This is a genomic window from Streptomyces yokosukanensis (assembly GCF_001514035.1).
Lineage (GTDB): Bacteria > Actinomycetota > Actinomycetes > Streptomycetales > Streptomycetaceae > Streptomyces > Streptomyces yokosukanensis.
Genome location: NZ_KQ948206.1, coordinates 611960 through 636934 on the forward strand (window position 1 = coordinate 611960; position 24975 = coordinate 636934).

Annotated in this window: 17 protein-coding genes and 3 pseudogenes; 18 read left to right on the forward strand and 2 right to left on the reverse strand. The window is 70.7% G+C overall.

From position 1 onward, the window contains the following. Window positions 1-46 precede the first annotated feature (46 nt). Window positions 47-877 carry an HAD family hydrolase gene (locus AQI95_RS02750; RefSeq protein ID WP_067116570.1) on the reverse strand — a complete coding sequence of 277 codons (831 nt, stop codon included), beginning with the start codon at window positions 875-877 and terminating at the stop codon, window positions 47-49. 593 nt (window positions 878-1470) lie between these two features. Between AQI95_RS02750 and ssd the strand changes: the two genes are divergently transcribed. From ssd to AQI95_RS48690, 11 genes and pseudogenes are all read left to right on the forward strand, one after another. Beyond that, window positions 1471-2577 carry a septum site-determining protein Ssd gene (gene ssd, locus AQI95_RS02755; RefSeq protein ID WP_067116573.1) on the forward strand — a complete coding sequence of 369 codons (1107 nt, stop codon included), beginning with the start codon at window positions 1471-1473 and terminating at the stop codon, window positions 2575-2577. Beyond that, window positions 2574-3464, forward strand: a pseudogene (locus tag AQI95_RS02760) (TadA family conjugal transfer-associated ATPase); the annotation flags it as partial. The gene ssd and the pseudogene AQI95_RS02760, both read left to right, overlap by 4 nt. 525 nt (window positions 3465-3989) lie before the next feature. Next, complete coding sequence (locus AQI95_RS02765) at window positions 3990-4808, forward strand: tyrosine-type recombinase/integrase (protein ID WP_244188594.1); 819 nt, start codon at window positions 3990-3992, stop codon at window positions 4806-4808. Continuing rightward, on the forward strand, window positions 4808-7276 hold the full coding sequence (locus AQI95_RS02770; protein WP_067116580.1) for a tyrosine-type recombinase/integrase: 2469 nt from the start codon (window positions 4808-4810) through the stop codon (window positions 7274-7276). Before AQI95_RS02765 ends, AQI95_RS02770 begins: the two co-directional genes overlap by 1 nt. A 533-nt stretch (window positions 7277-7809) precedes the next feature. Then, a complete protein-coding gene (locus AQI95_RS02775) occupies window positions 7810-8772 on the forward strand; it encodes a terpene synthase family protein (RefSeq protein ID WP_067116583.1) in 963 nt (320 codons plus the stop codon). Between the two features lie 125 nt (window positions 8773-8897). Next, window positions 8898-9221 (forward strand): annotated as a pseudogene (locus AQI95_RS02780) (TadA family conjugal transfer-associated ATPase); the annotation flags it as partial. A gap of 23 nt (window positions 9222-9244) precedes the next feature. Then, window positions 9245-10090: a type II secretion system F family protein gene (locus AQI95_RS02785; RefSeq protein WP_208614065.1), complete on the forward strand. Its 846-nt coding sequence runs from the start codon at window positions 9245-9247 to the stop codon at window positions 10088-10090. A 98-nt stretch (window positions 10091-10188) separates the two neighbouring features. Then, window positions 10189-10968 (forward strand): type II secretion system F family protein, encoded by a 780-nt coding sequence (locus tag AQI95_RS02790; protein ID WP_079071001.1) that lies wholly within the window; start codon window positions 10189-10191, stop codon window positions 10966-10968. 135 nt (window positions 10969-11103) lie between these two features. Continuing rightward, entirely contained in the window at window positions 11104-11304 is a 201-nt protein-coding gene (locus AQI95_RS02795; RefSeq protein WP_067116594.1) for a DUF4244 domain-containing protein, read from the forward strand. Continuing rightward, on the forward strand, window positions 11291-11776 hold the full coding sequence (locus AQI95_RS02800; RefSeq protein WP_107121527.1) for a TadE family type IV pilus minor pilin: 486 nt from the start codon (window positions 11291-11293) through the stop codon (window positions 11774-11776). Before AQI95_RS02795 ends, AQI95_RS02800 begins: the two co-directional genes overlap by 14 nt. 11 nt (window positions 11777-11787) lie before the next feature. Next, window positions 11788-12156: pseudogene (locus AQI95_RS48690) on the forward strand (Rv3654c family TadE-like protein); the annotation flags it as partial. Between the two features lie 49 nt (window positions 12157-12205). On the opposite strand, the gene AQI95_RS02805 reads toward AQI95_RS48690, so the two are convergent. Then, window positions 12206-14824 carry a DEAD/DEAH box helicase gene (locus AQI95_RS02805; RefSeq protein ID WP_244188595.1) on the reverse strand — a complete coding sequence of 873 codons (2619 nt, stop codon included), beginning with the start codon at window positions 14822-14824 and terminating at the stop codon, window positions 12206-12208. An 81-nt stretch (window positions 14825-14905) separates the two neighbouring features. Between AQI95_RS02805 and bldG the strand changes: the two genes are divergently transcribed. The 7 genes from bldG to topA all read left to right on the forward strand — a co-directional run bounded on the left by bldG (window position 14906) and on the right by topA (window position 24746). Continuing rightward, the gene (gene bldG / locus AQI95_RS02810) at window positions 14906-15247 is read left to right on the forward strand and encodes an anti-sigma factor antagonist BldG (protein ID WP_067116597.1); all 342 of its coding nucleotides are present in this window, start codon (window positions 14906-14908) and stop codon (window positions 15245-15247) included. Between the two features lie 157 nt (window positions 15248-15404). Then, the gene (locus AQI95_RS02815; protein ID WP_067116600.1) at window positions 15405-15836 is read left to right on the forward strand and encodes an ATP-binding protein; all 432 of its coding nucleotides are present in this window, start codon (window positions 15405-15407) and stop codon (window positions 15834-15836) included. A 306-nt stretch (window positions 15837-16142) separates the two neighbouring features. Then, entirely contained in the window at window positions 16143-18545 is a 2403-nt protein-coding gene (locus tag AQI95_RS02820) for a sodium-translocating pyrophosphatase (protein WP_067116603.1), read from the forward strand. A 228-nt stretch (window positions 18546-18773) separates the two neighbouring features. Beyond that, window positions 18774-19382 carry a small secreted protein gene (locus AQI95_RS02825; RefSeq protein ID WP_067116607.1) on the forward strand — a complete coding sequence of 203 codons (609 nt, stop codon included), beginning with the start codon at window positions 18774-18776 and terminating at the stop codon, window positions 19380-19382. Between the two features lie 215 nt (window positions 19383-19597). Next, complete coding sequence (locus tag AQI95_RS02830) at window positions 19598-21118, forward strand: DUF7059 domain-containing protein (protein ID WP_067116610.1); 1521 nt, start codon at window positions 19598-19600, stop codon at window positions 21116-21118. Between the two features lie 330 nt (window positions 21119-21448). Further along, the gene (locus AQI95_RS48270; protein ID WP_067116612.1) at window positions 21449-21646 is read left to right on the forward strand and encodes a hypothetical protein; all 198 of its coding nucleotides are present in this window, start codon (window positions 21449-21451) and stop codon (window positions 21644-21646) included. Between the two features lie 268 nt (window positions 21647-21914). Further along, window positions 21915-24746 carry a type I DNA topoisomerase gene (topA, locus tag AQI95_RS02840; protein WP_067116615.1) on the forward strand — a complete coding sequence of 944 codons (2832 nt, stop codon included), beginning with the start codon at window positions 21915-21917 and terminating at the stop codon, window positions 24744-24746. Window positions 24747-24975 lie beyond the last annotated feature (229 nt).

Here is a 24975-nt window from a genome sequence, read left to right on the forward strand (position 1 = left end):
GCACTTCTTTACTTTCAGGTTCAAACGGGGGTGAAAGGGGCGGTCGTCAGGCCGTGGTTCGGCGCCGGTTGGCGTACCAGACGAGGCCGGCGGTCGCGGCCGCCGCTCCTACGGCCGCCGCCGCGACCAGTGCGGGCCGGGGCGGGACGGAGAACGTGGGCAGCCGCTTCTTGAGCGGGACCGGGCGCCGGAACTCCAGAACCGGCCATTCGCGCGCGAGTGCCTCGCGGCGCAGCGCGCGGTCCGGGTTCACCGCGTGCGGATGCCCGACCGCCTGGAGCATCGGCAGATCGGTGGCGGAGTCGCTGTAGGCGAAGCAGCGGTCGAGGTCGTAGCCCTCGGAGGCGGCCAGCTCCCGGATCGCCTCGGCCTTGGTCGGGCCGTAGGCGTAGTACTCCACCTCGCCGGTGAAGCAGCCGTCCTCGCCGACCACCATGCGCGTGGCCACCACCCGGTCCGCGCCGAGCAGTTCGCCGATGGGCTCGACCACCTCGGCGCCCGAGGTCGACACGATCACCACGTCCCGCCCGGCCGTGTGGTGCGCCTCGATGAGGGAGGCGGCCTCGTCGTAGATGATCGGGTCGATCAGGTCGTGCAGGGTCTCGGCGACGATCTCCCGCACCTGCTGTACGTTCCAGCCGCGGCACAGGGTGGAGAGATACTCGCGCATACGCTCCATCTGGTCGTGATCCAGGCCGCCGGCCAGGAAGACGAACTGGGCATATGCGGTACGCAGCGCGGCCCTGCGGTTGATCAGCCCGCCTTGGTAGAAGGACTTGCTGAAGGTGAGTGTGCTCGACTTCGCAATGACCGTCTTGTCCAGGTCAAAGAAGGCTGCTGCGCGGGGCAAGGAGTGGTTTTCCACGCCCCTGAGCATAGGCGCCCACCATTCGGCGTAAGGTGGGGCGCGTGGGTTTGCCTGAGAGGGCTCTCGGGTACACCATGGAAGTCACGGATCGTTCGCGACCGTGCTAACCCGGTCCGACTCCTCCCCCCCCGAGTCGGCCGTGGGGACGACCCCCGCTCTCCCCCCCGGCGGGGGTCGTCGCATGTCCGGGTGGGTTTTCTGCTTTTCTCTCCGTTCTTCGTACGGCCGCGAGGCCGGCATCGCGCCGCCGTGGCCGCGGCTTCCGTGCACCCATGATCCGTGACTCTCGGTAAGCATTGCGCTGCTCTGTGGAAGTCGCACAGGGATCGGCGCGGAGGTCACCGGTATGGGTGACGGCGATATTCACAGCCTCCGAGTTGTCCACAGTTTTCCACCAAGATCCACATGATTTCGCGGATCGCTGCACCGTGATTCCCACGCACTCGGCCATGGCGAGTTCACGGCCGGTTCCGATTGTCGGAGCGCGTATGGCCGGTTTCCGCCGGCCGTTCATATGGGGGGCCGCTTGCCGGTTCTTCACACCTTTGGGAATCGCGTGGCCGCAGGGGCTGCGCGGCCCACGCAGCGAAGGGGGAACACCCGTGACCGCAGCCGTCACCCACGACCCACCGCCCGGCGCCGCAGGCCTGCCGGACCGGCCGCTCATCGTCACCGAGGACGCCGAACTCCTGGACGACCTGCTGCGCCTGTGCGCGGCCGCAGGCGCCACACCCGAGGTCCACCACGGTGTACCGGAACACGGCGACGGCTGGCAGTCGGCTCCGCTGGTGCTGGTCGGCGACGACGCCGCCCGCCGGGTCGGCGGGGCTCCGCGCCGGCGCGGAGTGGTCCTGGTCGGCCGGGACCAGGACGACCCGGGGGTGTGGAAGCGCGCCGTGGAGATCGGCGCGGACCACGTCCTGATGCTGCCCGACGGCGAGCGGTGGCTGGTCGACCGGATCGCCGACGTCGCCGAGGGCGTCGGCCGACCGGCCCTCACTGTCGGGGTGGTCGGCGGCCGGGGCGGTGCCGGCGCCTCCACGCTCGCGTGCGCGCTCGCCGTCACCTCCGCGCGCGAGGGAGTGCGCACCCTCCTCGTGGACGCCGATCCGCTCGGCGGCGGACTCGACGTGCTCCTCGGCGGCGAGAGCGCCGACGGACTGCGCTGGCCCGCCTTCGCCGCCTCCCGCGGCCGGGTCGGCGGCGGCGCCCTGGAGGAGTCCCTGCCCGAACTGCACTCCCTGCGGGTGCTGAGCTGGGACCGCGGGGACTGCGTCGCCATCCCGCCGCAGGCGGTGCGCGCGGTGCTCGCCGCCGCCCGGCGGCGCGGCGGCACGGTCGTGGTCGATCTGCCCCGCCGCCTCGACGACGGGGTCGCCGAAGCCCTCGCCCAGCTCGACCTGGCGCTGCTCGTCGTCCCCGCCGACCTGCGCGCGGTCGCGGCCGCCGGGCGGGTCGCCTCCGCCGTCGGCATGGTCGTGCGCGACCTGCGCGTGGCGGTTCGCGGACCGTACGCTCCGGGCCTCGACGACCGGGAGGTGGCCCGCCTGCTCGGCCTGCCGCTGGCCGGCGAGGTGCCCGTCGAGCCACCGCTGCTGCGCCCGCAGGGCGGCGCGAACCCGCCCGGCACGACCGGACGCGGCCCGCTCGCCCGCTTCTGCGCGAACTTCTGGGAACGCGCGCTGGTCGAGGCCGGAGGCACCCGATGAGCCTTTCCGGACTCGACCGCGCGGACGGCACCGCCCTGCTCGACGGCGTCCGGCGCCGGCTCGCCGAGAGCGGCGCCGAACCCACCCCCGCGCGTGTCGCCCAGGCACTGCGCGAACAGGGCCGGGTCCTCGGCGACGCGGAAGTCCTCGGCGCTGCCCGGCAGCTGAGGAGCGAACTCGTCGGCACCGGCCCCCTGGAGCCGCTGCTCGCCGACCCGGCCGTCACCGACGTCCTGGTGTCCGCCCCGGACCGGGTGTGGGTGGACCGCGGCGGCGGACTGGTCCTGACCGGGGTGACCTTCCCCGACGCGGCGGCCGTACGACGCCTCGCGCAGCGACTGGCCGCCGTGGCCGGACGCCGGCTGGACGACGCCCGGCCGTGGGCGGACGCCCGGCTGCCCGACGGAACCCGGCTGCACGCGGTGCTGCCCCCGGTCGCCGTCGGCTGCACGTGCCTGGCCCTGCGGGTCGTACGCCCCCGGGCGTTCACGCTCCAGGAACTGGTCGAGGCGGGCACCGTGCCGCCGGGCGGCGACCGGATCCTGCGCGCGCTGCTGGCGGCCCGGCTGTCCTTCCTCGTCAGCGGCGGCACCGGAAGCGGCAAGACGACCCTGCTCAGCGCCCTGCTGGGCCTGGTCGGAGCGGGCGAGCGGATCGTGCTCGCCGAGGACTCGGCCGAGCTGCGCCCAGACCATCCGCACGTCGTCCGGCTGGAGACCCGGCCCGCCAACCAGGAGGGCGCCGGCCTGGTCACACTGGAGGACCTCGTGCGGCAGGCCCTGCGGATGCGGCCCGACCGGCTGGTCGTCGGCGAGGTCCGGGGACCCGAGGTCGTGCATCTCCTCGCGGCTCTCAACACCGGCCACGAGGGCGGCTGTGGCGTGTTGACCGAACTAACTTAGGTGTTTTCGCAGGTCAGTTGGGGTTTCTGCTAGCTTCCCGGCATGCCTGGTGAACAACGTCCCGGAAGGGACATGAAGAGCTTTGTGCTGCCCGAGACAGGCCAGTTACTCGAGACGGATGACCCCTGGGAGCCCGTACAGCTCCTTGATTCGTTCGGGAGGCCGGTCGAGCCGGCCGCGGTGTACTTCAAGGACCTGATGGCCGCGGACAGTTCGGTGCTGACGCCGCGGTCGTACGGGATGGATCTGCTCCGCTGGTGGCGCTTCCTGTGGGCCTTGGGGATCGAGTGGGACCGCGCGACACGTGAGGATGCCCGGGACTTCATGTTGTGGATGAAGCTTGGGGACAAGCCGGTACGCGTCCACTGGCGTCACCGCGACAAGGACCCCGCCGACATCCCCCGGCCTTCCCGAGTCGGCAGGCCCGCACCAGGGTCACCAAACCCAGTGACCGGAAAGCCCTCCATCGGCCGGAAGTACGCTCCGCGAACCCGGGCGCACTGCGAGACCGTGCTCCGGTCGTTCTACGACTTCCACCTGGACCGCAACAGCGGGTCGCTGCTGGTCAACCCCTTCCCTCTCGTCCGCAACCGGCGTTCGGCACGCGCCAATGCCCACCGCAATCCCGAGGACGACCACAAGAAGGAGCGCACTGGTCTCTACCGGCCCACGGTGCCGCAGGAGATCCCACGCCGTATCCCCGAGGAGAAGTACACCGAGGTCTTCGCGGGCCTCCGCTCGCACCGGGACCGCGCTCTGCTGGCCTTCTGGGTCGCTACGGGCGCCCGCGCCGAAGAACTCCTCACCGCCACACAGGGCGGCGCGATCGTTGGCCAGCAGACCATCGGCGTGACCCGCAAAGGCACGCGCGATTACCAAGAACTGCCCGCGACTCCCGATGCGTTCGTATGGCTTCGGCTCTACCAGGAAGAAGCCTGGAAGAAGGGAGTTCCGCGAGGCCGTCGGCATCCGCTGTGGTGGACGCTACGGCGTCCCTGGCGGCCGTTGGAGTACGACGCGGCCCGCATGATGTTCAACCGCGCGAACGACCTCCTGGGCGCCAACTGGACCCTTCACGATCTGCGGCACACCGCTTCGTTCATGATGCTCGACGACCCTGACATGCCGCCCGTCTATGTCCAGCACATCCTCGGCCACAAGCACTTGGCGACCTTGGATATCTACAACCGGCCTGGCAGGGATGACGTCATCGCGGCCGGGCTCGCCCACCACGCCCGGATGGAACAGCGGCGCAAGACCCAGCCGGTCCGTCGGGACCCCGAGTACAACCCCGCGTCGCTGAACGTCCTGTTCGGGGGCGGGTTCTGATGACGACTGACCTGCTGTTCTCCTCGCCGGTCGCCGCGGGCCCCACGAGTGCGAGACCGCTTCGCGGACGGGACGCCGCGAACGTCATCCGGTCCTTCCCGCCCCGGCCACGGATCACCGACTGGCCGGCCACCAGCGCCTCCCTCAGGGAGGTTATGGCGCGCATCGAGCATCCCCCGCTGAACGCTGCCCGGGAACTCACCCAGTACGCGCGCAGGACTGGCTGCCAGCACATGCTGGACTGGCTTGAGACCTTCCCGGGAGACACCTGGCAGGAGCGGTGGAACGCGAGCCCGGCCACCACCTATGCCGACTGGGCCTCGGCTCCCCAGGACTGGCTCAACGCCACCGGGCAAGTCAGCGCCAAGAAGACCAGCCTGGGTTACCTCGCCGCCGGAGTGCTCACACTGACCTGCGCAGACGTCATCCGGCCCAGCCCTCGCTGGCTCGCGGGCAACTCCTCTCGATACCTGCCGGCCGAGATCATCCGCACGCGTGACCCCGAAGGGTTCGAGGAGCTGAGGGCGTCCATGCCCGAGAGCGAGTGGACCTCGAACGTGGGCGATCGAGCCGTCCACACGCTGGCACGGATCATCGCCGCCTACGGCGGACGCCTCAAGGACATCACCGTCGGGGACTTGCTGTCCTTCTATCCCGTGACGGGACGTTCGGTCCACAGCGGCATCCGCCTGGCATACGTCTGGCTCAGGGACCGCGGCAACTTCCCCGCTCACGCTCCCGGGACCTTCCACCACTTGGGCGCCCGAACAGGGCAGGTCAGCCCGGAAGACCTCGTTGACCGATACGACCTGCAGTGCAAGCCGGTTCGCGACCTGATCGTCGACTACCTCAAGGAACGACAGCCGAGCCTCGACTACAACTCCCTGAAGAACATGTCGTCCGCTCTCGCGAGACTGTTCTGGGCGGACCTCGAACGGCACCACCCGGGCATCGACAGCCTCCGGCTGGCGCCCGAGGTCGCAGAGGGCTGGAAAGCCCGCATCGCGGTGAAGACCGTTCACCGGCGCCAGATCGACGGATCGCTCACGAAGGAGCTGGCACCCCGCACGAGCGCGGCGTCCACGAAGATGCTGGTGCGGGCGTTCTACCTGGACATCGCCGCCTGGGCGCTGGAGGAGCCGGAACGCTGGGGGCCGTGGGCGGCTCCCAACCCGATCAGCGAGGCCGACTGCACGGTCAAGAAGGTCGAGCGCGAGCAGAAGGCCAGGACCGACCAGCGCACGAGAGAGCGGCTGCCGGTTCTGCCGGCCCTGATCCGCGCGGCGAACCGGCGCCTGAAGGAGGCCAGGGTCCGCCTCGAAGCAGTCGAGAGTGCCCCGCTCGGTTCCCAAGTCACCGTCCTGGGCGAGACGTTCACGCTGCCCAAGACAACGACGCGAGTCGACGGCAAGCCGGGGAAGGTCTTCAACGCCGACGGCAAGGTGCGCAGCCTCCGCACCGAGGAGAAGCACGCGTTCTTCGCCTGGGCCACCATCGAGATCCTGAGGCACACCGGCATCCGCATCGAGGAACTCCTTGAGCTCGGGCACCACAGCATCATCAGCTACAAATTGCCCACGACAGGCGATGTCGTCCCGCTGCTGCAGATCGCCCCGTCCAAAACGGACCAGGAGCGACTCCTGCTGATCAACCCGGAACTGGCAGACGTCCTCAGCGCGGTGATCCAACGTGTCCGCGGAGCCGACGGCACGGTGCCGTCCGTTGGAACCTACGACTCCAACGAGCGGATCTGGAACCCTCCCATGCCGGTTCTCTACCAGTGGCAGGTGTCTGGCGAGAACCGGCACATCTCGATCAGCAGCATCCGGCGGGCGCTGAACGACACGCTCGCCGCGTCAGGCCTCGTCGACAGCAGCGGGCGGCCGCTGCAGTTCCAGCCCCACGACTTCCGCCGCATCTTCATCACCGACGCCATCATGAACGGCCTCCCGCCCCACATCGCGCAAGTCATTGCAGGTCACCGCAACATCAACACCACGATGGGTTACGCGGCTATCTATCCGGCGGAGGCAATCGAGGCGCATCGGGCGTTCATCGCCCGCCGCCGCACGCTCAGGCCCTCGGAAGAGTACCGGTCGGTGAGTCCCGAGGAATGGGAAGAGTTCCTCGGTCACTTCGAGCGTCGGAAGCTCGCCCTCGGGCAGTGTGGCCGCGCTTACGGGACAGATTGCGCCCACGAGCACGCATGCGTTCGATGCCCCGTCCTCATCGTCGGGTCGGAAGACCGCGGCCGGCTGGAAGAGATCCGGCAGAACCTCGAGGACAGAATCACTGAAGCGCAAACCGAGGGATGGCTCGGTGAGGTCGAAGGCCTCTCGGTCAGCCTCGCCGCCGCAGAGGAGAAGATCGCCCTGTTGGATGCCCGCCTGGCCCGACAGAACTCGTCGGTGTTCCTCGGGATTCCGACACTCAGCCAACTGACAGTCCGGACCGCCGAGGGCACATGACGAGGCCGCTTCGCGAAGGCTGAGAACCAGCGAGCGCGCCGACGGGGTGGCCCGCATCACTGCAGGCCACCTCGAGTCTTAGCCCCTGCAGAGCTCCCCGAACACCTGCCGCAACGTCTCTCGGATGGCTCCCTCGGCAGTTCCTCGCGCGACGGCCTTCTCACCAGGTCAAGTCGAGGTCGCATTAGTGACTGTGTAGAGACCTCTGATCATCGAGCTCAGCCGAAGGTGTTGGCCGCTTCGTTCAGCGCTGGATGACGCATACGCCCTTCTCTGCGCGGGTCGTGCACCTGGTGCGTGCCGACCTGCGCTTTCGGTCGTTTGTGAGGACCCCGGGCCCGCGTGCGCCAGGCGCAAATTCCGGTGCCGATCTCACATCACGCGCCGGCCCTACATCCCTGTGACAAACGGCTGGTGCGCGTCATGATGAGGCCCATGCGCGGGAGCGGTTGGCCTCATTGTGGCTGCCGTTTCCTGGACGTGTCCGGCGAGAAAAACAGCCGACTCCATGGCCCGCGCGAGAGGAAAGAACAATGAGCGTCGGACGCGTTGCCATCCCGTTCACCGGCAGGACCCATCCACAGGCGCGCAGCATCTGCGCCCAGACAAGGGTCTGGACAGAGGCGATGAGGATGATGTCGCCGCAGGTGGCCGAGAATTTCGACCAGCTCGCCTACCCGGACCTGGCGACGCTGTACTCCTTCGACGCCACACGCGAAGGCGCACAGATCATGGCGGACCTGTGCTCCTGGTATTTCGTCTGGGACGACCAGGTCAACAAGTTCGCCGTGGAGGGACGGGAAGCCGAGTGGCAGCAGCAGGCTGCCCAGTTGCGCGCGTGTCTTCGCGATCCAGCCGGAGCGCTGGCCACGGCTGATCCCACCCCGCGTGCGTTCGCCGACCTTCTGGTGCGCACGCGCCGCCACTTCTCGGACGCCTGGTGGCAGCGCTACACACAGCACTGGACCGACGTGATCGACGTCAACGACCGGGAGTTCACCAACCGGAGAATCGGACACATCGAGACCATCGAGGACTTCCTCGACATGCGGCGCCGCTCGGTTGGCATGTTCGTGTGGGCGGACCTGATTGAGCTCGCCTCCCGGACCGAACTCCCGCAGCATCTCTACTGCTCTGCCCCGTACCAGGCGTGCATCATCGCTGTCGCCGACTACTGCGCGTGCTGCAACGACCTGCACTCCCTCGCCAAGGAGCGGGCCGTCAACGATCCCCACAACATCATCACGGTGATCAGCCGGGCGAGAGGGTGCAGCCAGGAGGATGCCGTCCATGCGGCCCTTCAGCGCATGACCGGTGCCGTTGAGGACTACCTCCAGGCCGAGCAAGCCCTAGCCTCCCGAGCCGTGGACGACTCCGGCCTGGATGAGCAGACACGTCATGGACTTCGGCGCTGCCTGCTGAGCATGCGCGACTGGATCGCCAACATGGATGGCTGGCACCGCAATTCCGCTCGCTATCACGTTGAACCTGCCTGAACTGCGAAGGTCCTTCGCCGCCTCCCGTCCACTGACCGGCATGACGACGATGACCAGTGCCCGGAGCGCCGCAGCCAGGCACGACGCAGGTCCGTGCTCGGGGGTTTCTTAAAGGCACTTAGTTCGGAGAATGCACGGTCCACGCCAACGCCGCCGGAGATGTGCCGGCCCGCCTGGAGGCGCTGGCCACGGCCGCCGGGCTCGACCGGGCCGCCCTGCACAGCCAGTTGGCGGCTGCGCTCTCCGTGGTGCTCCACCTCGTACGTGACCGGTCCGGGCGGCGCCGGATCGCCGAGGTGCATGTCCTGGAGCGGGACGCCACGGGACTGGTCCGGACGCTGCCGGCCCTGCGCTGGGGCGAGCGGGCCTTCGTGCGGGAGCGGGGCTGGGAGCGACTGCAAAACCTCTTGGGCGCCGCGGGCGAGTTCGAGGAGGACCGAGAAAGGTGAGGGAAGTGACCGGTGAGACGTCCATGACGGCCGCGCTGCTCTGTCTCGGCGCGCTGGTCCGGCTGCTCGGCGAGCGGCATTACGGGATGCGGCGGGCGCGGCTGCTGCTCGCGGGCGATGGGGTGGTGGCGACCGGCCCGCCCTTCTGGGGGGAGGCTTTGACGGAACTACGGCGGCTGCGCGGCCGGTTGGGCGCCGAATGGTGGGCGCTCGCCGCGGGCCTGGTGCTCGGAATGCTGGGGGCCTCGGTGATTCCGGTCGCCGCGGGGGCGGCCGGGGTGCCCGTGCTGCGCCGGGTGCGGCTGGCCCGGCAGAAGCGACACGTCCGGGAGCGGACGGCGGACGCGGTGATCGCCCTGTGCGGAGCCCTCGCCGGGGAGGTCCGTGCCGGACGGCAGCCGGGCGAGGCGCTGCTGCGGGCGGCACAGGACTCCGGAGGACTGGGAGAGGCGCAGTCGGCCGTGGTCGCGGCGGCACGGTTCGGCGGGGACGTGCCCGGCGCGCTCGCCGTGGCGGCCCGGCAGCCGGGCGCCGAGGGCCTGCTCGGGCTCGCCGCGTGCTGGCGGGTGGCCGTGGACCAGGGCGCCGGACTCGCGGCCGGCCTGGACCGCCTGGACGCGGCCCTGCGTGCCGAGCGGGACCAGCGTGCCGATCTGCACGCCCAGTTGGCGGGCGCCCGAGCGACCACGGTGCTGCTCGCCGTCCTGCCCGCCCTCGGTCTGCTCCTCGGCTCGGCCATGGGCGCGAAGCCCCTGCACGTGCTGCTCCACACCGGCCCCGGCCTGGGCTGCCTGACGATCGGGTCGGCCTTCGAGGGCGCAGGGCTTTGGTGGGCGGTGCGGATCGTGCGAGGAGCGGGGGCGGTGTGAGCCGGGGGCGGTGAGCGAGGGGCGTGGGGTGAGCGGGGAGCGGTGTGCGGAGTGTGACGGGTGCCCCGGGCTGGGGCGTGTGTGGGAGAGAGGGCGGTATGAGCGCGGAAGTTGTCCACAGCTTGGGGATGGTGGAGGGCGGGACGCTGGCCCTCGGCTGGGCGGCCTGGCGGTTGGATCTGGTCCGGCGACGGCGTCGCGCCCGGCGGCGGGTGGCCGAGCTGCTGGGCAGGGAAATCCCGGTCCCCGGGCCGCGGTTCGCATGGGCGGGCGCTGCGCGGCGGTGGCTGCCGCCGGCCGGGGCGGCGTGCGGCGCCTGGGTCCTGGTCGGGGGCGTGACCGGGGCCGTGGTGGGGCTGAGCACCGGGGTCGCGCTGTGGCGGTGGCGGAGCAGCCGGCAGGCGGCAGACCGGGCAGAGCCGGTCGACGCCGCAGCGACCGCACGGCAACTCCCGCTCGCGGCCGATCTGCTGGCGGCCTGCGTCGCGGCGGGAGCCGGCCCGGTGATCGCCGCCCAGGCGGTGGGGGAAGCGCTCGACGGGCCTGTCGGACAGGCGTTGGCGCAGGGCGCGGCGGAGGTGCGGCTGGGTGGTGGACCGACGGACGCCTGGCGGCGGTTGGCCGCGCTGCCCGGCGCCGGAGCCCTGGCGCGGCTCCTGGAGCGTGCCGACGAGTCCGGGCTTCCGGCAGCCGGGCCGGCCGCCCGGCTCGCCTCGGACGCCCGTGCGCGGTGGGCCCGTACCGCGACGGCCCGTGCCCGGCGCGCGGCCGTACTGATCTCCGCACCGGTGGGCCTGTGCTTCCTGCCCGCCTTCATCGCGGTCGGTGTGCTGCCCGTCGTCATCGGACTGGCGGGCGCAGCGGTGGGAGGCAGGTGAGGCGACACGTACGGGAGCGGACGAGGCCGTCGGCACGGAAGAGCTGCACGGAAGAGCTGCACGGAAGGGCTGCGACGAAGAGTAGGAACAACAGCAGGACCACGAGCAGAGAGTCGGAATTTCAAGGGGGTTGGAATGAACGGGAAGACCAAGGAAGTGGCGCTGCGGCTGTGGGGGGAGCGCCGCAGGGACGCCGGGATGGTGACGTCCGAGTACGCGATGGGGATCATCGCGGCCGTCGGATTCGCGCTGCTGCTCTACGAGGTCGTCACCAGCGGCCAGGTCCGGGCGGAACTGCAGGACATCGTGAAGAAGGCCCTCAGTGCGCGGATGTGAGCGAAGGGCGGACCAGGGGTTCGTGACCGCGGAGGCGGCCGTGGTGCTGTGCGTGCTGGTGGCGTTCACGATGGCGCTGGTCTGGGGGCTGCTCGTGGTGGCCGCGCAGATCCGGTGCGTGGACGCCGCCCGCATCGGCGCCCGGGCCGCCGCCCGGCAGGACCCGGCCGCCGCGGTGGTGGCGGTCACCCGGGAGGCGGCGCCGCGCGGGGCGCGCGTGACCGTCGGGCGCGAGGGCGACCGGGTCCGGGTCACGGTCGTGGCCAGGCCGCCGGTGCTGAGCGGGTTGCCCTTCGAGGTGCGGGAGGACGCCGTCGCGCCGGCCGAGGACACCGCAGGGGCCGGAGAACCGGCAGGAAGCGGGGAGATCAGCGGGTCTGAAGCAGCCGGCGCCGGGGCCGGAGAGGCCACAAGAGCTGGAGAGGCCACAGGGGTCGCAGAGACCGCGGGAGCCGGGGAGGTGGGGCCGTGAGGCGAGGTGCGGTGCGGGATCGGCGGCCGTCCGACCGGGGGTCCGCCACCGTGTGGAGCCTGGGGGCGATCGCCGTGCTGTGTGCGGTGTTCGGTGCCGTGCTCGCGCTCGGGCAGGCCGTCGTGGTCCGGCATCGGGCGGCCGGCGGCGCCGACCTTGCGGCGCTCGCGGCGGCCGACCACTGGGCCGAGGGCAGTGCGGCGGCCTGTGCGCGGGCCGAGCGGGTGGCCTCCGACCAGGGCGTACGGCTCGTGCGGTGCGCGATCGTCGGCGAGATCTCGGACGTGACGGCGGCTTCGGGAAGAGGGCCGTTCACGGCTCGGTCCAGGGCCAGAGCGGGGCCGGCGGATCCAGCGGCGGCCGGCCCGGTGCGGACAGGACCGGTGCCGGACGGGCCACCGGTGCCGGACGGGCCGGTCGCGCCCCCGCTCAGGCCCCGGGCACCTGCCCGGGAGCCGGCGCGGCCGAGTTCCCTCCGCTCCTCGGGCCCGTCCCGCGCTCCGAGCCCCTCCCGTTCTCCGGACCCTCCTCGTTCTCCGGGCTCCAGGGGATCGGGCTCTCCTCCGTCGGCTTCTCCTCGGTCTCTTGCGTCGGCTTCTCCTCCGGGGCTCCCCGCAGCAGTGCCGTGAGGAGTCGTACCGCCCCCCTCTTGTGCAGTGGGTCGTTGCCGTTGCCGCACTTGGGGGACTGGATGCAGGACGGGCAGCCGGCCTCGCACTCGCAGGAGGCGATGGCTTCGCGGGTGGCGGAGAGCCAGGCGCGGGCGGTGCGGAAGGCCCGCTCGGCGAAGCCCGCACCGCCGGGGTGGCCGTCGTAGACGAAGACCGTGGGGAGCAGGGTGTCGGGGTGCAGCGGGCCGGAGACGCCGCCGATGTCCCAGCGGTCGCAGGTCGCGAAGAGGGGGAGCATGCCGATGGAGGCGTGTTCGGCGGCGTGCAGGGAGCCACCGAGGATCTCCGGGTTGATCCGGGCCTCGTCCAGCTGGTCGTCGGTGACCGTCCACCACACCGCCCGGGTGCGCAGCGTACGAGGAGGGAGGTCGAGTTTCGTCTCGCCGAGCACTTCGCCGGTGATGAGACGTCTGCGGAGGTAGGAGACCACCTGGTTGGTGACTTCGACCGAGCCGTAGCAGAGGCGGCCGGCGCCCCACGGGATCTCGGTGTCGGTCTCCAGGACGGAGATCGAGGTGGTGTCGCGGGCGACCGTGGAGTACGGCGGGTCGGCCTGCTCGACGAGGGCCGCGCCGTCCTCCAGGTCGAGCGAGCGCACCAGATAGGTGCGGCCCTGGTGCAGATGGACCGCGCCCTCGTGGACCGCGGAGTGCGCGGCGCCGGCGTCGACCGTGCCAAGCAGGCGGCCCGTGCCGGACTCGACGACCTGCACGGGGCGGCCGCCGGCGCCGCGGATGTCGGTCAGGTCGGCGGCCCGCTCCCGGCGCGTCCAGTGCCAGGCCTTCGTCCGCCGGCGCAGCAGCTTCGCGGCCTCCAGCTGCGGCAGCACGTCCGCGCAGGCGGGTCCGAAGAGGTCCAGGTCCTCCTCGGTCAGCGGGAGTTCCGCGGCGGCGGCGCACAGGTGCGGGGCGAGGACGTAGGGGTTGTCGGGGTCGAGGACCGTCGACTCCACGGGCTGGTCGAACAGCGCCTCCGGGTGGTGGACGAGGAAGGTGTCCAGCGGGTCGTCGCGGGCCACCAGGACGGCGAGCGCGCCCTGTCCGGAGCGCCCGGCCCGGCCCGCCTGCTGCCACAGGGACGCGCGCGTGCCCGGGTAGCCGGCGATCACCACCGCGTCCAGGCCGGAGACGTCCACGCCCAGCTCCAGGGCCGTCGTGGCGGCGAGGCCGAGGAGTTCCCCGGAGTGCAGGGCGCGTTCCAGGGCGCGGCGCTCCTCGGGGAGGTAGCCGCCGCGGTAGGCCGCGACACGCCGGACCAGGGAGCGGTCGACCTCGGCCAGCCTCTCCTGGGCGATCACCGAGATCAGCTCGGCGCCGCGCCGGGACCGTACGAAGGCGACCGAGCGCACGCCCTGCACGGTCAGGTCGGTCAGCAGGTCGGCGGTCTCGGCGGTGGCGGTGCGCCGTACAGGGGCGCCCCGCTCTCCGTGCAGTTCGGTGAGCGGGGGCTCCCAGAGGGCGAAGACGAGTTCCCCGCGAGGGGAGGCGTCGTCGGCGACCTCGATCACCGGCAGGCCGGTCAGCCGCCGCGCCGCCACGGCAGGCTCGGCGGCGGTCGCTGAGGCCAGCAGGAAGACGGGCGAGGCGCCGTAGCGGGCGCACAGGCGGCGCAGGCGGCGCAGCACCTGGGCGACGTGCGAGCCGAAGACGCCCCGGTAGGTGTGGCACTCGTCGACGACGACGTACTTGAGCGACTTCAGGAAGGAGGACCAGCGCGGGTGGGAGGGAAGTATCCCGCGGTGCAGCATGTCGGGGTTGGTGAGGACGTAGCCGGCGTACTGGCGGATCCACTCCCGTTCCTCGAAGGGGGTGTCGCCGTCGTACACGGCGGGGCGTACGGCATTGCCGAGGGGTTGTGAAAGTTCCTTCACCGACCGGCACTGATCCGCCGCGAGCGCCTTGGTGGGCGCCAGGTACAGGGCGGTGGCGCCTCGGCCGTTCGGCGCCTCGGAGCCATCCAGAAGGGTGGACAGGACGGGCACGAGATACGCGAGGGACTTGCCGGAGGCGGTGCCGGTGGCGACGACCACCGAATCGCCGTCCAGGGCGTGCTCGGCGGCCAGCGCCTGGTGCGCCCAGGGGTGTTCGATGCCGTAGGCCTGGACGGCCGCGATCACCTCGGTTCGAATCCGGTGAGGCCAGACGGCATGGCGACCCGCGCGCGGGGGCAAGTGCTCCGTATGAGTGATGCGCGCAGCCCGGCTCGGCCCCGAGGCGAGCCGGTCCAGGACCGCCCCCGGAGACGGGCGGCGGGCCGGGTCGGCCGGGGATCGATCAGATCGGTGATTCTTGGCCATCGGGACCGAGTGTGTCACTGGCGTGACGGACAATGGAGCCAAGGCGTCGTGCACGCCTGCCCGTAAGTGATTGAATGCCATCGCGGCTGGCGAAGCGTCCCGGGGGCCTCAAGCCGAGGTGTCCGAGGGGCGACCGCTCGATAGCAAGGTGCTGGAGGATCCGTGGACCTGTCCCTGTCGACCGAGACCGTCGGCGATCGTACGGTCGTCCGAGTCGGTGGCGAAATCGACGTGTATACCGCGCCCAAGCTGCGCGAGCAGTTGGTCGAGCTGGTGAACGACGGGAATTTTCACCTCGTCGTCGACATGGAGGGCGTGGACTTCCTCGACTCCACCGGGCTCGGCGTGCTGGTCGGTGGCTTGAAGCGAGTGCGTGCCCACGAGGGCTCGCTGCGCCTGGTCTGCAACCAGGAGCGCATTCTCAAGATCTTCCGCATCACCGGCCTCACCAAGGTGTTCCCGATCCACACCTCGGTCGAGGACGCGGTGCAGGCCACCGACTGACCCTGGGTGCGCCACCGGCGTCGGGCTCCAGCCGGAGCCCGTACGCCGGGCGGTCCCGTCCGGGCCGCTGAAGGGGCCCGGGCACAGAAACACAGCAGGGGGTGCGGGCTTTCCGGCCCCGCCCCCGATCGCACGCCCGTAGTCGCGAGGGGGATGCATGGCCGTCGTCGAACTCCGCTTCAGCGCGCTGCCCGAGCACGTCCGGACCGCCCGTCTGGTGGCGGCCGCGGTGGCACGCAGGGCAGGAGTGGACGAGGCCGTCCTGGACGAGGTCCGGCTCGCCGTCGGCGAGGCCTGCTCCCGGGCCGTCGGACTCCACCAGATCAGCGGCATCACCGCGCCTGTGAAGGTGGCGCTGATCGAGGAGGAGAAACAGTTCTCCATCGAGGTCGGCGACGAGGCGCCGCACGCCGCCCCGGGGGGCACGCCGGGCGCCGCGCAGGACGGCGAGGCGGAGATCGAGGAGGACGAGATGGGCCTCGCGGTCATCAGCGGCCTCGTCGACGACGTCGAGGTCACCACCGGACAGGACGGCGGCCGGATCCGCATGACCTGGCCGACCACACCGCCGACCGCGGCGCTGGTCTGAAGCACTGCCGTTCCACCGTTCGAGGGCCCTGCCGAGCAGGGCCCTCAGCGTTTTCCGACACGCCCACGAATTCGTGAATGAATTCACGATCAAAGCCCTGGATCAATTGATCAAGCCGCAATCAGGGGGCAATGGGCCGTCAATGGTCCGAGGGCATTACTTCCTTCGGGTGGGGTGGCGGGATCGCGATCATTTGCTGATGAGCCCGTTGAGGCTAATTCCGTTTCCCGCGCTCTGTTGAGATCACTCCGAGGTACCTAGAATCCGTCCACATCTTGAGCTCAGTCCAAGCGTCAAGGAGGACGAATGGCGGGGCTTTCCATCCCACAATCGGATCACCCCACATCCCTTGCAGCCGCGGTCCTGACCGACGACAACCGGATCATGGTGGCTGTCATCGCGGCCGTCGCCCTGGCCGCGCTCGTGGTCGCGGGGATCCTGGTGCGCCAGGTACTGGCCGCAGGTGAGGGCACCGACAGCATGAAACAGATCGCCGAGGCGGTCCAGGAAGGTGCGAAGGCGTATCTCGCCCGGCAGTTGCGCACGCTCGGCGCATTCGCTGTCGTCGTCTTCTTCCTGCTCATGCTGCTGCCCGCGGACGACTGGAATCAGCGTGCCGGGCGATCGGTGTTCTTCCTGATCGGTGCGGTGTTCTCGGCGGCCACCGGCTATATCGGCATGTGGCTCGCCGTGCGCAGCAATGTGCGGGTGGCCGCGGCGGCCCGAGAGGCCACACCGGCACCAGGAGAACCAGAAAAGGATCTCACCACCGTCTCGCACACCGCGATGAAGATCGCATTTCGTACGGGCGGCGTCGTCGGCATGTTCACGGTGGGGCTCGGCCTGCTCGGCGCCTCCTGTGTAGTGCTGGTGTACGCGGCCGACGCACCGAAGGTGCTGGAGGGCTTCGGCCTCGGCGCCGCCCTGATCGCCATGTTCATGCGTGTGGGCGGCGGCATCTTCACCAAGGCCGCCGACGTCGGCGCCGACCTGGTCGGCAAGGTCGAACAGGGCATTCCGGAGGACGATCCGCGCAATGCCGCGACCATCGCCGACAACGTGGGCGACAACGTCGGCGACTGCGCGGGCATGGCGGCCGACCTTTTCGAGTCGTACGCCGTGACCCTGGTGGCCGCCCTGATCCTGGGCAAGGTCGCCTTCGGTGACTCCGGCCTGGCGTTCCCGCTGCTCGTGCCCGCCATCGGCGTCATCACGGCGATGATCGGCATCTTCGCGGTCGCCCCGCGCCGCACCGACCGCAGCGGCATGGCCGCGATCAACCGCGGTTTCTTCATCTCCGCGGTGATCTCCCTCGCGCTGGTCGCGGTCGCCGTCTACGTCTATCTGCCGTCGAAGTACTCCGATCTCAACGGGGTGACCGACGCGGCGATCCGGGGCAAGGACGGCGATCCGCGGGTCCTCGCCCTGGTCGCGGTGGCGATCGGCATCCTGCTGGCCGCCGTCATCCAGCAGCTGACCGGCTACTTCACCGAGACCGACCGCCGCCCCGTGCGGGACATCGGCAAGACCTCCCTCACGGGCCCGGCCACGGTCGTCCTGTCCGGCATCTCGTTGGGTCTGGAGTCGGCCGTCTACACGGCGCTGCTCATCGGGCTCAGCGTGTACGGCGCCTTCCTGCTCGGCGGTACGTCGATCATGCTGGCGCTGTTCGCGGTCGCGCTGGCCGGCACCGGACTGCTCACCACGGTGGGCGTGATCGTCGCCATGGACACCTTCGGTCCGGTGTCCGACAACGCCCAGGGCATCGCCGAGATGTCCGGCGACGTCCAGGGCGCGGGCGCCCAGGTGCTCACCAGCCTGGACGCGGTCGGCAACACCACCAAGGCCATCACCAAGGGCATCGCCATCGCCACCGCCGTCCTCGCCGCGTCGGCGCTGTTCGGGTCGTACCGCGACGCGATCACCACCAACGTGCAGGACGTCGGGGAGAAGCTCACCGGGCCGGGCGCGCCGCTGAGCCTGTCCCTGGACATCTCGCAGCCCAACAACCTCGTCGGCCTCATCGCGGGCGCCGCGGTCGTCTTCCTCTTCTCCGGACTGGCCATCAACGCCGTGTCGCGCTCGGCGGGTTCGGTGGTGTTCGAGGTGCGGCGGCAGTTCCGCGAGAGGCCCGGGATCATGGACTTCAGCGAGAAGCCCGAGTACGGCAAGGTCGTCGACATCTGCACCAAGGACGCCCTCAGGGAGCTGGCCACACCGGGTCTGCTCGCCGTGATGGCGCCGATCTTCGTCGGCTTCACGCTCGGCGTCGGTGCGCTCGGCTCCTACCTCGCCGGCGCGATCGGCGCGGGCACGCTGATGGCGGTGTTCCTCGCCAACTCCGGCGGCGCCTGGGACAACGCCAAGAAGCTGGTGGAGGACGGTCATCACGGCGGCAAGGGCAGTGAGGCCCACGCGGCCACGGTGATCGGCGACACGGTCGGCGACCCCTTCAAGGACACCGCGGGACCGGCGATCAACCCGCTGCTGAAGGTCATGAACCTGGTGTCGCTGCTCATCGCGCCCGCGGTCATCAAGTTCTCCTACGGCAACGACAAGAACCTGGCCGTACGGATCACGATCGCGGCCTTCGCGCTCCTGGTGATCGTCGTCTCCGTGTACGTCTCCAAGCGGCGCGGTATCGCCGTCGGCGACGAGGAGAGCACCGAGCGGGTCGCCAACTCACCGAACACGGCGGTGGTTTCGTAGGCGTACTCCTCGGTCTGCCGGGGGCACCCTGCTCAACGGGCGGGCGGACGGCGCGTACTGACGCGCCGCCCGCCCGCCCACCTGTGTCTGTGGGCTCGCCCACGTGGTGAGCCTTCTCTCATGGTGCAAAGAGTACAAAAATGTGACTTTGGGGGCGTACGGGGTGGGGAGGGTGTGCGTCCGCCGTGTAGGGTCCGTGGGCCGAGAGCCAGGGAAGGGACCAATCCGGTGAACAAGAAGCTCACGGCCGCACTGTCCGGCGGTGCGGTACTGGTGGTGGCACTGACGGGATGCACCAGCAGCGGCGGTGACAAGGGGCCCGACCCCAAGCTGGTCGCCTGGGCCAAGTCGGTGTGCGACGCGGTGCCCGCGCAGGACGCGAAGATCAAGTCGGCGAACGCGGCGATCAGCACGACGGCCGCCGACACGGCCAAGCCCGAGACCCTCCAGAAGACCGACTCCCAGGCCTTCAAGGACATGTCCGACGGCTACAAGGCGATCGCCACCGCCGTCAGCAGCGCGGGTGCGCCTCCCGGTGTCGCCGACGGCACCAAGCGGCTGCAGGCCGTCGTGAAGAGCTTCAGCGGGCTCTCCGCCTCCTACGCCGGCCTGAAGAAGCAGGTCGACGCGCTGGACACCAAGGACCAGGCGAAGTTCGCCTCCGGTCTCCACGACATCGCCACGCAGATGACGGACCTGGAGAAGCAGCACAAGAGCGGCACCGACGCGCTGGAGAAGCTCCAGCAGGGCGACGTCAAGAACGCCATCGCCCAGCAGGCCAGCTGCAAGAAGGTCGCCTCGTCGGCCTCGTCACCGGCCTCGTCGTCGGCGGGCTGACACGACCGCCCCTGGGCGGCACCCGGCGGCCCACGGCCGGCGGGTCTTGGCCGAGGCCCGTCGGCGACATGTGCGGGCCCATGCGCGGGCCGTGTCGGCGCGCCGGCCCGGCCGTGGTCGGGCCGTGCCGGTGAGGCGTCCTCGCCGTGGCCGGGCCGCGTCGGTGAGGTGTGCTGAGGCCGCGTGCGGGATGCGGCGCGGGCCACAATGGGGGCGTGACTGACTCCGGACTCGCTTCCCTGCCCGCTTCCGACCGGCCCGACGTCGCCGCACGCCTGCGGGACGCGCTGCTGGCCGCCTCCTTCACCGCCGACGGGCTGCTCGATCTGCTCGGCGCCCCCGCGTACGCGGCGCTGGCCCGCAGCGAGACCGTGCCCGCCCTGCGGGCGACCCGTGGCGACACGCCGCTGGAGACGCTCGTACGGCTCTTCCTGCTCCAGCAACCGGTGCCGCACGCGCGCGTGGCGGCCGTTCTGCCGGTCGAGGAGGCGCTGGACGCCGGGTGGCTCACGCGTGTCGGCGGCGACGAGGTGGCCGCCACCGTGGACGTGCGGCCCTACGGCGGCTCCGGCGGCGAGGACTGGTTCATCGTCTCCGACCTGGGCTGCGCCGTCGGCGGTGCCGGCGGCATCGGGCAGCGCGACGAGGGTGTCGTCCTGGGCGTCGGCGGCGCCTCCACGACCCTCGCCGGCATCACCGTCCGCACGCCGGTCGCGGCCGCCCTCGATCTCGGCACGGGCTCCGGCATCCAGGCGCTGCACGCCGCCCAGCACGCCACACGCGTGACGGCGACCGACCTCAACCCGCGCGCGCTGCACATCACCGCGCTCACGCTCGCGCTCTCCGGCGCGCCCGCCGCCGACCTGCGCGAGGGTTCGCTCTACGCGCCCGTGCGCGACGACGAGACCTTCGATCTGATCGTGTCCAACCCGCCGTTCGTCATCTCTCCCGGTGCCCGGCTGACGTACCGGGACGGGGGCATGGGCGGGGACGATCTGTGCCGCTCGCTCGTTCAGCGGGCGGGGGAACGGCTGAACGAGGGCGGGTTCGCGCAGTTCCTCGCCAACTGGCAGCACGTGGCAGGGGAGGACTGGCAGGACAGGCTCAGGTCGTGGGTGCCGCGCGGGTGCGATGCCTGGATCGTGCAGCGCGAGGTGCAGGACGTCACGCAGTACGCCGAGCTGTGGCTGAGGGACGCCGGTGACCACCGCGGGGATCCGGCGGAGTACCAGGCGCGTTACGACGCCTGGCTCGACGAGTTCGAGGCGCGCAAGGTCAAGGCGGTCGGCTTCGGCTGGATCACTTTGCGCAGGACGGGTTCCGCCGAGCCCGTCGTCACCGTGGAGGAGTGGCCGCACCCGGTCGAGCAGCCCCTCGGGGACACGATCCTGGCGCACTTCGAGCGCCTCGACTATCTCCGGGAGCACGACGACGCGGCGCTCCTCGACAGCCACTTCAGGCTCGCCGCCGAGGTGGTCCAGGAGCAGGTCGGGCTGCCCGGCGCCGAGGACCCGGAGCACGTGGTGCTGCGCCAGCACCGCGGGATGCGCCGGGCCACGAAGGTGGACACGGTCGGCGCCGGGTTCGCGGGCGTCTGCGACGGCACGCTGAGCGCGGGCCGCATCCTGGACGCCATCGCCCAACTCGTCAACGAGGACCCGGTGTTCCTCCGCGACCGCACCCCCGCGCAGATCCGGCTGCTGGTGGAGCAGGGCTTCCTCGAGCCGGCGCGGTGAGGCGGGGGGACGGCGGCTGGTTCGCCTGAGGTACACCGGATGCCTGTGCGGTCGTAGCCACTCCGGGATGCCGGGGTGGCCGCGCCCGGATCATCGTCGTATGCCGGTGGCACAGGCCCCCGCGGACCGGCGGTGGGCGCCGTGACGCGCCGGTGCCGGGAAAACGGCCGGAAAAATACGGGCCCCGTGTCCCGTACCGACGCCGTTCGATCGTATGTGCGGTAATGCGTCGACCCTCCGTTCATCCCGATGTCGCTCGCGTGTCTCTCGCGCGTGCCACTCTCCCCGCGCTGGGCAGAGCCGGACGGCACGGAAAGGGTGGGGCGGGCGATGGAGAGCGTGCCGGCGATCTTCGCGGGAACGGTGTTCGCCCTGTTCGGAGGCGCCCTGCTGGCCTGGACCGGAACCCGCCTCAAGCGCCGCGAGCCGGTGGCCCACGGTGTGAACCAGGTCGCATCGGCCGCCCTCGCGAGTGCGGCCGGGACTGTCGCGCTGGCCCTCGGTGTGTACTGCCTGACCCGCCTCTGACGTCGGCGGGCGCGCGGCGGAGAGAGCGCCGCGGGAGTAAAAGGAGCGTCACGCTCCGGACATGCCTCCTGTGGGTACCCGGTACTCCGGGCGGCAGGAATGGCGGTAGTCGGGTTACCGTTCGAGTGGCCGTTGTGGGCTTTTCCCGTTTGACACGGGGGCGGGATGTACCGTCACACTCCGCAGCGTCACACGTGCCAGCTGTACGCCGCGACCCCGGGACAAAGGCCTGGGGAGGCCCCAGCGTCGACCGGAGAGAAGAGCGAAGTTGTCCCCGACCAGCGAGACCGCACAGGGCGGCCGCCGACTCGTCATCGTCGAGTCGCCTGCCAAGGCGAAGACGATCAAGGGCTACCTCGGCCCCGGCTACGTCGTCGAAGCGAGCGTCGGGCACATCCGCGACCTCCCCAACGGCGCCGCGGAGGTGCCCGAGAAGTACACCGGCGAGGTCCGCCGCCTCGGTGTGGACGTCGACCATGACTTCCAGCCGATCTATGTCGTCAATGCCGACAAGAAGGCGCAGGTCAAGAAGCTCAAGGACCTGCTGAAGGATTCCGACGAGCTGTTCCTCGCCACCGATGAGGACCGGGAGGGCGAGGCGATCGCCTGGCACCTCCAGGAGGTCCTCAAGCCGAAGATCCCCGTGAAGCGGATGGTCTTCCACGAGATCACCAAGGACGCGATCCGCGAGGCCGTCGCCAACCCGCGCCAGCTCAACCAGAAGCTGGTCGACGCCCAGGAGACCCGCCGCATCCTCGACCGCCTCTACGGCTACGAGGTCTCGCCGGTCCTGTGGAAGAAGGTCATGCCCCGGCTGTCGGCCGGGCGCGTGCAGTCCGTCGCGACGCGACTCGTCGTCGAGCGGGAACGCGAGCGCATCGCGTTTCGTTCTGCCGAGTACTGGGACCTGACGGGCACCTTCGCGACCGGCCGCGCGGGAGATCCGTCGGACCCGTCGTCGCTGGTCGCCCGCCTGCAGACCGTCGACGGCCGGCGGATCGCGCAGGGCCGCGACTTCGACTCCCTGGGACAGCTCAAGAGCGCGAACACCCTCCACCTCGACGAGGCGACCGCCCGCGCCCTCGCCGCCGCCCTGGAGAGCACCCGGTTCTCCGTGCGCTCCGTCGAGTCCAAGCCGTACCGCCGCTCGCCGTACGCCCCGTTCCGTACGACGACGCTGCAGCAGGAGGCCAGCCGCAAGCTCGGCTTCGGCGCCAAGGCGACGATGCAGGTCGCCCAGAAGCTGTACGAGAACGGCTACATCACGTACATGCGTACGGACTCCACGACGCTGAGCGACACCGCGGTCACGGCCGCCCGCGCCCAGGTCACGCAGCTGTACGGCGCCGACTACCTGCCGCCGCAGCCGCGAACGTACGCGGCGAAGGTCAAGAACGCGCAGGAGGCCCACGAGGCGATCCGGCCCTCGGGTGATCGTTTCCGCACCCCCGCCGAGACCGGCCTGACCGGCGACCAGTTCAAGCTGTACGAACTGATCTGGAAGCGGACCGTCGCCTCCCAGATGAAGGACGCGACCGGCAACAGCGTGACCGTGAAGATCGGCGGCACCGCCGCCGACGGCCGGGACGTCGAGTTCAGCGCCTCCGGCAAGACGATCACCTTCCACGGCTTCCTGAAGGCCTACGTCGAGGGCGCCGACGACCCGAACGCCGAGCTGGACGACCGCGAGCGCCGGCTGCCCCAGGTCTCCGAGGGCGACGCGCTGTCCGCCGAGGAGATCACGGTCGACGGCCACGCCACCAAGCCCCCGGCCCGCTACACCGAGGCCTCCCTGGTCAAGGAGCTGGAAGAGCGCGAGATCGGGCGCCCGTCGACGTACGCGTCGATCATCGGCACGATCCTCGACCGCGGCTACGTCTTCAAGAAGGGCACCGCCCTGGTGCCGTCCTTCCTGTCCTTCGCCGTGGTGAACCTCCTGGAGAAGCACTTCGGGCGGCTCGTCGACTACGACTTCACCGCCAAGATGGAGGACGACCTCGACCGCATCGCCGCAGGCGAGGCCAAGGCCGTGCCGTGGCTGAAGCGCTTCTACTTCGGCGAAGGCACGGGCCACGGCACCGCGGCCGACGCGGGCAACGGCGACGGGGACCACCTGGGCGGCCTCAAGGAGCTGGTGACCGACCTGGGCGCGATCGACGCGCGCGAGGTGTCGTCGTTCCCGGTGGGCAGCGACATCGTGCTCCGCGTCGGCCGCTACGGCCCGTACATCGAGCGCGGTGAGAAGGACAGCGAGCAGCACCAGCGCGCCGACATCCCGGACGACCTGGCGCCGGACGAGCTGACCGTCGAGCTGGCCGAGGAGCTGCTGGCCAAGCCGAGCGGCGACTTCGAGCTGGGCACGGACCCGGCCAGCGGCCACACGATCGTCGCCAAGGACGGCCGCTACGGCCCGTACGTCACGGAGATCCTCCCCGAGGGCACCCCGAAGACCGGCAAGAACGCGGTCAAGCCGCGTACCGCCTCGCTCTTCAAGTCGATGGCGCTCGACACGGTCACGCTCGAGGACGCGCTGAAGCTGATGTCGCTGCCGCGCATCGTCGGCGCGGACGCCGAGGGCCAGGAGATCACCGCGCAGAACGGCCGCTACGGCCCGTATCTGAAGAAGGGCACGGACTCGCGCTCGCTGCAGTCCGAGGACCAGCTCTTCACGATCACGCTGGAAGAGGCGCTGGCGATCTACGCCCAGCCCAAGCAGCGCGGTCGGGCCGCCGCCAAGCCGCCGCTGAAGGAGCTGGGCGAGGACCCGGTCTCCGGCAAGCCGGTCGTGGTCAAGGACGGCCGCTTCGGCCCGTACGTCACCGACGGTGAGACCAACGCGACCCTGCGCTCCGGCGACAGTGTCGAGACGATCACCCCGGAGCGCGGCTTCGAGCTGCTCGCCGAGAAGCGTGCGAAGGCTCCTGCCAAGAAGACCGCGAAGAAGGCCGTGGCCAAGAAGACGGCACCGGCGAAGAAGACCGCCGCCAAGAAGACGGCGGCGAAGAAGACGACGGCGGCCGCGAAGAAGACCACGGCGAAGAAGACGACCGCCAAGAAGGCGACCGCGTCCAAGGCGGCGGCTTCCGGCACGGAGGACTGAGTACTCCGGCACGGAGGACCGACGCTCGGGCCCGGAGGCCTGGCACTCGCGCTCGGAGGCCTGGCTGACACCGGGCTTCCGGCCCGGAGGGCCGACGCGGAGGACCCGGGGCATCGACCCCGGTGACGGTCCGCTCCCGGCAGCCTCTTCGGCTTCGCTCAGCGAACGCCCCGGCATCACTTTGGTGTCGGGGCGTGCGCATGCCAGGAGGGACGGCGTGTGCTGTCGG